Raw genomic sequence first — 5,884 nt, forward strand, 5'->3', positions numbered from 1 at the left:
GCTCGCTCAACGTGCGGCCCACGGCCGAGCCGGCCGCCAGCACGGCGGTGCCGGTCGCGCGGCCGCAGGCTACCCGGGGCCCGGCGACGCGGCCGAGTGCCGCGACCTGCAGCGAAATCCTGCTGCGGGCGCAGCTCGGCGAGTTGACGGCGCAGGCCAAGGAGCAACTCCTGCTGTGCCGGTGACCTGCCCCGTCCGCACCCGCTCTGGCGGTGGAGCCGTGCTGCTGCGGCTGGCGCGGATCGTCCTGGCGATCATGCCCCTGGCCGTCCTTCCGGCGCCAGCCGGGGCCCAACCTGCGGCGCCGACGCCCGTGCCGTTCCCCGAGGCACTGCAGCGAGCCGCGACCGAGCTCTTCGGCAAGGCGGCGATCACGGGAGATCGCATCGAGCTGGTGATCGACCCGCTCATCGACGCCGCGTCGGGCGCGCAGTCGGCCGCGACGCGCGCGATGCAGCAGAGGCTCGCCGAGATCGTCCGGACCTCCTATCCACGCTTCGTCGTGCAGCCCTTCACGGCCGAGGTGCTGGCGCGCAATCCGGTCGTGCTCGTCGGGACCTTCACCGCGATCAGCCAGGCCGGCAACGAGAGCCCGCCCGACGCGTTCCGGATCTGCCTGAGCCTGGCCGATCTCGCCTCGCGCAGCGTGGTCGCCAAAGGTGTGGCCCGCGCGACGCCCGAGGATGTCGACGTGACGCCGACACCCTATTTCCGCGACGTGCCGGTCTGGGCGAAAGACCAGGCGACGGATGCCTATGTGAAGACCTGCCAGGGCACGCCGATGGGTGGGCGGCTTGATCCGGCCTATGTCGACCGGCTGCCGGCGAATGCGCTGATCCAGGACGGCATCGCCGAATACGAGGCGCAGCGCTTTCGCGAGGCGCTCGCCTTCTACCGCACGGCGCGCAAGCTGCCCGGCGGAGACCAGCATCGCGTGCGCGTCGGCACCTATCTCGCCAATGCGAAGCTCGGCCGCCGCGACGACGCGGTCGACGCCTTCGGGGATCTCGTCGATTACGGGCTGAGCACCGAGCAATTGTCGGTCCGGCTGCTGTTCCGGCCGGGCTCGACGCAATTTATCGACAATCCGCAGACCACCGAACCCTATCCGATGTGGCTGAGCCAGATCGCGACGCGCGTGCGCCAGAAGAACGCCTGCCTCGAGATCATCGGCCACACCTCGAGAACCGGTCCACCGTCCCTGAACGAGCGGCTCTCGGTGCTGCGGGCGCAGTTCATCATGGATCTGCTGCTGACCGGAATGCCCGACGGCCGCAGCCGGATGATCGCGAGCGGGCGCGGCTTCCGCGACAATCTGGTCGGCACCGGCAAGGACGATGCGAGCGACGCGCTCGACCGGCGGGTGGAGTTCAAGGTCATCGGCTGCTGAGCGCGCGGATCGCGGCCGCCGGCGCCTTCGGGCGCTGCGGCCCTCGCTGGTGCGCGCCAGCGTCGGCTCCTTCGAATGGATGAAGCGCTTCGCCGCTTTCCGGCGTCGGATGCGGCTCCAGGCGAGGCGGCGTCCGGGAACAGGCGGCAGGCATGAGCGACATGGCGACCAATCCTTATGACGCGGTCGCCTATCCGGGCCACGCCTTCGCGCAGACGCATCCGGCAAGGCTGGCGGCGATCGCGCATTTCCACGGCATGGAGCCGGCGCCTTCGCAGGCGATGCGGGTGCTGGAACTGGGCTGCGGGCGCGGCGGCAACCTGATCCCGATGGCGGCGCAGTATCCGGGCAGCGCGTTCGTCGGCATCGATCTCAGCGGGAGCGCGATCGCTGAGGCGAAGCGGGCGACGGCGGAAATCGGCCTGGAGAACGTCGTCTTCCATCATCGCGACATTCTCGCGGTCGGGCCGGAGCTCGGCATCTTCGATTACATCCTGATCCACGGAGTCTATTCCTGGGTGCCGGATGCGGTGCGCGAGGCGATCATGGCCCTCATCGGCGGATTGCTGGCGCCGCAGGGCGTGGCCTATGTCAGCTACAATGCGCTGCCGGGCTGCCGCCTGCGCGATCTCGCCCGCGACGTGATGCTCTATGCCACGCGCGACATCGCCGAGCCGACGGAGCGCGTAAGGGTCGCGCGCGCTTCGCTCGAGGCCTTCGCCGCGGCGAGCGACGGCGAGACCTTCCATGGCGCGGCGCTGCGGCAGCGCCTGCGCCAGTTGGCGGATACGCCGGACAATGTCCTCTATCATGACGATCTCAACCCGATTGCGCGCGCCTTCGCGTTGCACGAGGTGCTGGACACAGCGCAACGGCACGGGCTGCAGTTCCTGGCCGAAGCCTCCTTTCCCAACATGTTCGCGGCGGCGAAGGGACCGGCCCAGGCGATGATCGCGGCCATCCCCGCCGAGCAGGGGGTGTTGAGGGAACAGACGCTCGATCTGCTCATCGGCCGCGCCTTTCGCGAGACACTTCTCTGCCGCGAGGGCATTCCGCTGCGGCGGTTCATCGGGCCGGGTGCGCTCGCGCCCTATCATGTTGCCGCGCATGCGACGCTCGTCGAGCAGGGCGAGGACGCCAGGCCGGGCATCGACCGCTTCGAATTCGAGGGCGGCGTGCGGCTCTCCGTCGACCTGCATCTGTGCAAGGCTGCGCTGCGGCGCCTGAGCCAGGCCTGGCCGGGCAGCATCGCCTTCGACACGCTCGTCAGCCAGGCGGTAGCCGATGTCGGCGCGGCACTCGGGCCGGATCTGGCCGGGCAGGTCGCGCGCCTCGAGGAGGCGCTCATCGCCATCTTCAAGGCCGGACTGCTCGACTTCAGGCTGGAGCCGCCGACGCTGACGACGGCGGTGACCGAGCGGCCTCGCGCGAGCGCGGTGGCGCGATGGCAGGCGCAGAGCTCGCGGGAGGTCACCGATCTGCGCCATCGCATGGTGGCGCTGGACGGGATCGTCGTGCGCCAGTTCGTCAGCCTGCTGGACGGCTCGCGGACGCCGGAGATGCTGCTGGCCGAACTCAACGCCTTCCTCGACGAGGTTCACGGCTCCGGCGCCGATGTCGGCGACCTGCCGCGGCGGGCGACGGCCGAGGAGGTGGTCACGCATCTGAAGGATGTGGCGCGGCTCGGCTTGCTTCATCCTTGAGCGGCGCAACGGCGATTGTCGCCGCCAGCGTCGGTGCCTATGCTGACGCAGCGGCAGAACGGGTCGGCAGCCTGTCGCCGGCGCTGCGGCCGAGGCGGAGGGCCGGCCGGGTGAGGGCCGATGGGTGAACGCTTCAAGCAGTTCCAGGCCGTGTTCCCCGAGGAGGCCTGCCTCGACGCTCTGATGCGCGCGCGGCACGGCGGCACGCAGCTGTCCTGTGCCGCCTGTGGCCGGCCGAGCCATTTTCAGCCCCGGGTCAAGCTGCGCGCCTTCGCCTGCGAGCATTGCAACTACCTGATCCAGCCCGGAGCCGGCAGCGCGCTCGACAACCGCCGCACGCCCTTGCAGCTCTGGTTCTTCGCGCTGCGGATGAGCGCCGAGCAGGGATTGAAGGGTGCAGCCGGTGTCGTCGAGCGCGAGGCGGGCGTGCCGGCGCTGATGGCACGACGGCTGGTGAGCGACCTCGCGGCGTTGGAGAGCCAAGGAACTGACTGGTTCATGGCGCTGCGCCGGCGTGTGGTCGGTGAGGTGGAGACGGCGGCCCCCATTCCCGGTTCGGCTGCAAACGCTGCCGGAGGGGAGGGCGCGGCACGGCCCCGTGCCGCCGTGGCGGCTGTGCCGGGCGGTGGCGGCTCCGGCCGGGCGACGATGATCATGCTGGCGGCCGGGATCTCATGCCTCGCCGCGGCGGTGCTCGGCGTCGCGCTCGTCAAGCTGCGGCAGCCGGAGGCTCCGCCCGACCCCGAGATGGTGGCGATCCTGAGCGCGCCGGCGCTGCAGACGGCGGCGCGTCCCTCGCTGATCCTGTCCTCGGTGGAGAGCGATCTGGAGGCGGCGCGCGAGGCGACCGAGTTCGCGCTCAAGGCCGATCCCAGCCTGGCGGCGATCAAGGAGCAGGTGGATGGCCCGCCGGAAATCCCGGTCGTGCCGCTGGCGTTGCCGCCGTCCAACATCCTGCTCGTGCCGCCCAAGCTGTCGCCGGGCCAGGCGGCGCCGGGCCCGCGCTCGCGCATTCCGCAGGCGCCGATCACGACCGGCGGCGACCCCGAGCAGTTGCTGACCTTCGGGCCGATCCGGATCCGGCGGCATCTCGTCGAGACGATCGTGCGCGCCGGCAAGGTGGTGGGCGCCGATCCGACGCTGCTGATGGCGGTGGCGGACAAGGAATCGTCGTTCTCGACCTCGGTCCAGGCCAAGACGTCGTCGGCCACGGGGCTCTACCAGTTCATCGAGCAGACCTGGCTCGGCGTCGTCAGCGAGTTTGGAACGAAGCACGGTCTGGCGGCGGAGGCGAAGCTGATCGGCCGCAACGGCCGGCAGTTCGTCGTGGCCGACGCGGCCGAGCGCCAGCGCATCCTCGATCTCAGGCGCGAGCCCTATCTCTCGGCCCTGCTGGCCGGCGAAATGCTGAAGCGCGACACCCTGCGGCTGGAGAAGGCCATGGGCCGCCACCTCACCGGCGGCGAGATCTATCTAATCCACTTCCTCGGGCCCGACGCCGCCCAGACCTTCATCGAGACGATGGAGGAAAAGCCCGACGTCAAGGCGGCCGAGCTGCTGCCGCGGCCGGCCCAGGCGAACCGGCCGATCTTCTATGCGGATGCCGGCGGCGAGACCAAGACGCTGTCGGTGTCCGAGGTCCACCGCAAGTTCAACGAGATGATCAAGCTCAGGCTCGAGCGCTACAAGACGGTCCGGCCAGCCGCCCCGCAGCAGGCCGAGCGCGCGAAGAAGTAGACGGACGCGGCCCGTCGGCCCGCCCGAACCTCAGAGGAGACCATGACGATGGCGGCCAACCGTTTCGAGCAGGTGGACGAACCGCAGCCGGATGCGATCACGCTCAGTCTCAGCGCGGGCGACGGCGAGACCCATGGCCGGATCGCCTGCCCGGCCGAACTGGCCGGCGGGCATCTCGTCAACGATTTCCTGAGCGACCCGATGCCGCCGGTCGAGGCCTTCCGCGCCGCGGTGCGACTCGCCAACGAGATCCGGGCGCCGATCGTCGTCGCAGACCCGCAGGGGCTCTGGCAGGACGATTGGGGCGTGCTCTACCGCGAGGCCGACTGACCGGTCGATGCCGCGCCCGGGTCAGTCGATCCGGAAATAGCGCACGCCCAGCCCCAGCGGCTCGCCCTGGCGCAGGACATCCTGTTTCAGGCTGGCGAAGAAGTCCGTCGACGGGGTGGGGTTGGGCCCCGAGAGCGCCGGCAGCGGTGCCGTGCTGACGAAGGTCAGCACGGTCTGGGGCCGCGGCCCGCCTCCGGCCGATTCCAGCTTTAGGTTGAAGGTGGCGCGCCGTCCGTCGCGGCGCAGATAGCTGCCGAGATTGTAGACCAGCCCGTCGTCGCCGATCAGCACGACGGCGACATTGCGGCCGCCGTCATTGTCGATGGTCCCGCTCAGCACCTCGCCGCTTTTCATGTTGAAAGCGTTGATCTGGAGGCGGGGCGTGCGGTCGATATTGTCGCCGAGTGCGCGCAGGAAATCCGCCATCGGGCATTGCGCCGCCGTGATCGGCCGCAGATGGATCTGCGCCTCGAAGCCCTGTGCCGCCTTGAAGGCGGCGTCGAAGGCGACGAAGGGTTCGGTGCGGTTGCCGAACCCCTCCAGAACCGCACGCGTCGTGGTCAGTTCGGTCGGCCAGAGGAAGAAGCACGGGCCGCCGTCATAGGTCGCGATGTAGCGCTGCAGGCGTTCGGTCGGCGGGCGGGGCGGCTGGGCGACGGCCACCTGGGCCGGGTCGCTGCGTCCGACCGTTGCCGCCGGTTCCTCCGGGCGCGTTGGCGCGGCG

Annotated in this window: 5 protein-coding genes and 1 pseudogene; 5 read left to right on the forward strand and 1 reads right to left on the reverse strand. The window is 70.3% G+C overall.

Annotated features, from left to right (window positions below; genetic code table 11):
• From Q8M82_RS19380 to Q8M82_RS19400, 5 genes are all read left to right on the forward strand, one after another.
• Positions 1 to 185: hypothetical protein (locus Q8M82_RS19380; protein WP_305692933.1), on the forward strand; the 185-nt coding region annotated here is incomplete at its 5' end.
• Entirely contained in the window at positions 176 to 1,390 is a 1,215-nt protein-coding gene (locus tag Q8M82_RS19385; RefSeq protein WP_305692934.1) for an OmpA family protein, read from the forward strand. The genes Q8M82_RS19380 and Q8M82_RS19385, both read left to right, overlap by 10 nt.
• A 152-nt stretch (positions 1,391 to 1,542) precedes the next feature.
• Complete coding sequence (locus tag Q8M82_RS19390) at positions 1,543 to 3,093, forward strand: methyltransferase regulatory domain-containing protein (RefSeq protein ID WP_305692935.1); 1,551 nt, start codon at positions 1,543 to 1,545, stop codon at positions 3,091 to 3,093.
• Positions 3,094 to 3,213: 120 nt separating this feature from the next.
• Positions 3,214 to 4,830, forward strand: coding sequence for a transglycosylase SLT domain-containing protein (locus tag Q8M82_RS19395; RefSeq protein ID WP_305692936.1), 1,617 nt, complete (start codon positions 3,214 to 3,216; stop codon positions 4,828 to 4,830).
• A gap of 48 nt (positions 4,831 to 4,878) precedes the next feature.
• Positions 4,879 to 5,160 (forward strand): hypothetical protein, encoded by a 282-nt coding sequence (locus tag Q8M82_RS19400; protein WP_305692937.1) that lies wholly within the window; start codon positions 4,879 to 4,881, stop codon positions 5,158 to 5,160.
• Between the two features lie 21 nt (positions 5,161 to 5,181).
• Here Q8M82_RS19400 and Q8M82_RS19405 read toward each other — a convergent pair.
• Positions 5,182 to 5,884 (reverse strand): annotated as a pseudogene (locus Q8M82_RS19405) (hypothetical protein); the annotation flags it as partial.

This window comes from Allobosea sp. (assembly GCF_030694325.1).
Taxonomy (GTDB): Bacteria; Pseudomonadota; Alphaproteobacteria; order Rhizobiales; family Beijerinckiaceae; genus Allobosea.